Here is a 3493-nt window from a genome sequence, read left to right on the forward strand (position 1 = left end):
TCTGATCGGACAGCGAAAAAAACTTAGGGAACTCTTTTCCAAAAATATTTCATTGGACCCCAAAGAAATCACCGTAACCTCCATGGACGAGAAATTTTTGAACGAGGTACTTGCGCTGTTTGAAGAAAGGTATTCCGATTCTGAATTTGGCGTGCCCCAGATGCAAAAGGAATTACTTATGAGCAATACCCAGTTACACCTGAAATTAAAGGCACTTACCAATCATCCTCCAGGAGAGCTACTTCGTAATTTTAGGCTAAAGCGCGCCACCCAATTATTGTCCCAAAAAGCCGATAATATCTCCCAAGTAGCCTATGATGTGGGCTTTAACAGCCTATCCTACTTTACCAAATGCTTTAAGGCATTGTACGGCATTTCACCCACGAACTATAAAAATTCGCCTAGCAATTTTTAAATTGTCCCCTTCCCTCTCCTCCATGGGCAGTTTTTGGGCAACTTCCAAAATTCTTGCGCCTTTTTCCAAGTACCCCGTTCCCGATTGCATCCAAAGGGAGTGGAAATTGCTCATCGCAACGCCCCAGTAGGCCATCACGCAATCGGGGTCTTTATCAATGACCTTTACAAAGGCCTTTTCAGCTTCCTCATATTCGAAAGAATGCAACAGGGCAATGCCCAAGTCAAAGGTTTCCCTGGTCCCGTAGCTGCAGGATTCCGAAAAACCTACTTCGCCAAAAATATCCCTTTATTGTCATTTTTTTTATCACGACAACCATGGAAGGATGGGAATAGCCCAGTAGTTCCGCCAATTCGACCATAGTCAGAAATTCATTGTCCCTCAACAGTTTGAATATTAAGTGCCAACTGGGTTCAACATCCAGATCGATCTCTTTAAAGAACTTCCTTGTATCATGTGTCATCTTGTCGCTGATCCGCTTTAACCGGTTGTCCAAGGCCCTGTGGCCAAGCATTTTGATATAGTCCTTTACCATTTTATTCTAAATCCTAAACTAGGATAATACAATACAATTAGTCAACTACATAGTTGGTTAACTATTTATAAAATCCATATGATTATGATTCTAAATAAAAGGGATGAACGTGTACGTCAGGGTATCGACCCCAGAAACAAAATTGGAGTCATAGATTGATCTGTTGAACAATGCAGGATGTGAAAAGATTTATTCGGATATAGCAAGTGGCCCTAGCGACGATAGAAATGGCCTGAATAATCACCTCAATTATAGTGCGTCTTGAAGATATCGACTTTCGCAAAAGAGATCATTTCGGATAGGATACTCAATCTTTCTTTTTTGGAACTCATAGATAACTTTTGAAAGTATTCTATATACAAACGTAAAAATAGGCTTTTCGTATGCGCCGCTATGTTAATACGCTCGAAGGCATATCAAACCAACTTTTTATTTTATCTTGTAAAAAAATGGAGCATGACGAACAACGATATTTTTAAGAAGCTACGGGTAGCCTTGATGTTCAGGGACGATGAAATCGTGGAAATCTTGAAATTGGCCGATTTTAAGATAAGTAAAAGTGAATTGGGCGCTTTTTTCAGAAAGGAAGACCATCCCAATTATATGGAATGTGGTGATCAGGTTTTACGGAATTTTTTAAACGGCCTAGTAATTCACCTTAGGGGCACCAAGGAAAATCCGAAACATCCGGGAGATGTCCTTTCAAAGAAAGTTGTCAAGACCGTTGAAAGGAAAACGCCTAGTTTCAAAGCCCAACAACGCAAAAAAATAGATAGCAATATTACAAATGTGAAATATAAGAACAAGAAAAAATCCTGATTCGAAATTATCAAATCAAGACTTCATTGCTGAACTTGTTTACCACAGTATCTAGCCTACGACGCGTACAGGTATTGTATAAATTTTACCTTCTTTGTAGGCCTCCAAGGCTACTTCTTTATAGTTCAATTTCTGCTTCACAAATTCTTCCAACACCGGATTTTCGGTTTCGACCGACAGCACCACGATTTGGTGTGCATTATTAAGGGTAAACCTTACTTGGCCGGTCAATTCCACTTCGTTTTGGGTGAAGGCATTGTCGCTCAACATTTTTGAAATCTGCGCGGAAAGACTTTTCGAGGGATCGACCGTTGTGGCGTCGTTCGCAAAAACATTTCCGGCCGATAGTAGCATTGCAGCTACCAGTACTACACTGATTTTTCTCATGACTTGTTTGTTTTTAAATCCCGAACCGCTGATTGACGGCTTTTATTCAGGAATTGATTACTATTAACTGATGATGTTATACTAAAGACGCCACAGAAATGCAATTGTTACCGAATTGATAGAATTTAACATTGTTTTAATGATTTTCCTATCCGATTTTTTATCCTATAGGTAACTTATAACCGCTTTTATTGAAGTTATTTGCTGTCTTGGGTAGTGAAGCTGATATGCCTACTCATATTTTCCTCAACGGACATAAAGGATTCTACGCCCCGAATACCTTCAATGGTCAAAATAGATTCCTGATACAGGTTTCGATAATGCAAGCTATCACGGGCATGCAGCTTTATAAAAATATCATATTTACCGGTGCTGTGATGTATCTTGACGACTTCCCTGACATTGGACAGTTCTTCCATCACCACTTTATATAGGTTGCTCTCGCGTAAAAATATGCCTAGAAATACGGTCATTTTCCAACCCATCTTACTGTAATCAAGTGTCAAGGTCGCCCCTTTGATGACTCCTAGATCTTTCATTTTCCGCGTTCTCATGTGTACCGTTCCGGGTGATATTCCAGCGCGTTTTGCCACTTCGGTGTAGGGCATTTGGGCGTCGTCGGACAACAGGGTCAATATTTGGTGGTCTACTAGGTCTAGTTTGTCCTTCATTCGTATGTGTTGGATTTTCGTTATTTGAAAAAGCTGGCTACTTATAACTTTAGAAAATAAAATTGATGAATCCTTATTATTTATTTGAAAAATAAGGATTTCAGTAAATATAATTCAATACTTTTAAAATTTAGATTATAATAACGCAATTAAAATCGCACTTTTATAACAATAGTAAAATTTATATATCCCTTGATTTTGGATGTAATAAAAATGATTTTTCAAGCAATTTTTACATATCGATAGGTTCAGTGTCCTCAAAAAATAAAAAGCTCCCGATATGACCGAAATATCCTTTAAAATTTTCTATTCGTCAGTTTTTAGGCATACAAACTACTTAAAATCAATACTTAACAGGGGGTCTGAATTTTTATTTATCAAAAACTCCTTCTAATATTGTACCTGTCGTTTTACTGCTCAAACAAGCGGAATAACGATAGAAAGTATCCGGAACTTTTCTTTAGTCCTTTTTCGATTTAACTCTTTTCCACTAGAAAGGAAAAATTGGATGTAGGGTTGTTCGAGCACTGTTTAGTATCCACCAAAAACCTTGTACTTATGAAGAAAGCTCTATTACTAGTATTCGTTCTTTTTAACGCCTTTTATATAATGCATGGACAGGACATTATGATCACCGGTACGGTCGTTGACGACCAAGGTGTCGTT

The 3493-nt window shown here is 38.3% G+C and carries 6 protein-coding genes; 2 read left to right on the forward strand and 4 right to left on the reverse strand.

Annotated features, from left to right (window positions below):
- On the forward strand, positions 1–415 hold a 415-nt coding region (locus ACEW8S_RS04945; RefSeq protein ID WP_373517073.1), incomplete at its 5' end, for a helix-turn-helix domain-containing protein.
- Here ACEW8S_RS04945 and ACEW8S_RS04950 read toward each other — a convergent pair.
- The gene (locus ACEW8S_RS04950) at positions 377–637 is read right to left on the reverse strand and encodes a hypothetical protein (RefSeq protein WP_373517074.1); all 261 of its coding nucleotides are present in this window, start codon (positions 635–637) and stop codon (positions 377–379) included. The two genes, ACEW8S_RS04945 and ACEW8S_RS04950, sit on opposite strands and share 39 nt — an antisense overlap.
- A 1-nt stretch (position 638) precedes the next feature.
- Positions 639–950, reverse strand: a complete 312-nt coding sequence (locus ACEW8S_RS04955; protein WP_373517075.1) for a MarR family transcriptional regulator — start codon at positions 948–950, stop codon at positions 639–641.
- A gap of 456 nt (positions 951–1406) precedes the next feature.
- Here ACEW8S_RS04955 and ACEW8S_RS04960 point away from each other — a divergent pair, with 456 nt between their 5' ends.
- On the forward strand, positions 1407–1769 hold the full coding sequence (locus ACEW8S_RS04960; RefSeq protein ID WP_373517076.1) for a DUF1456 family protein: 363 nt from the start codon (positions 1407–1409) through the stop codon (positions 1767–1769).
- Positions 1770–1820: 51 nt separating this feature from the next.
- Here the strand turns inward: ACEW8S_RS04960 and ACEW8S_RS04965 are convergent, their stop codons facing one another.
- The gene (locus ACEW8S_RS04965) at positions 1821–2156 is read right to left on the reverse strand and encodes a hypothetical protein (protein ID WP_373517077.1); all 336 of its coding nucleotides are present in this window, start codon (positions 2154–2156) and stop codon (positions 1821–1823) included.
- 197 nt (positions 2157–2353) lie between these two features.
- Complete coding sequence (locus ACEW8S_RS04970) at positions 2354–2827, reverse strand: Lrp/AsnC family transcriptional regulator (RefSeq protein WP_373517078.1); 474 nt, start codon at positions 2825–2827, stop codon at positions 2354–2356.
- Between the last annotated feature and the right edge of the window lie 666 nt (positions 2828–3493).

The sequence above is a fragment of the Pricia sp. genome, from assembly GCF_041745955.1.
Lineage (GTDB): Bacteria > Bacteroidota > Bacteroidia > Flavobacteriales > Flavobacteriaceae > Pricia.

Bases quoted from the DNA above. Each gene is read 5' to 3' on its own strand.
- ACEW8S_RS04955 (WP_373517075.1), bottom strand. From the start codon at position 950: ATGGTAAAGGACTATATCAAAATGCTTGGCCACAGGGCCTTGGACAAC.
- ACEW8S_RS04960 (WP_373517076.1), top strand. From the start codon at position 1,407: ATGACGAACAACGATATTTTTAAGAAGCTACGGGTAGCCTTGATGTTC.
- ACEW8S_RS04965 (WP_373517077.1), bottom strand. From the start codon at position 2,156: ATGAGAAAAATCAGTGTAGTACTGGTAGCTGCAATGCTACTATCGGCC.
- ACEW8S_RS04970 (WP_373517078.1), bottom strand. From the start codon at position 2,827: ATGAAGGACAAACTAGACCTAGTAGACCACCAAATATTGACCCTGTTG.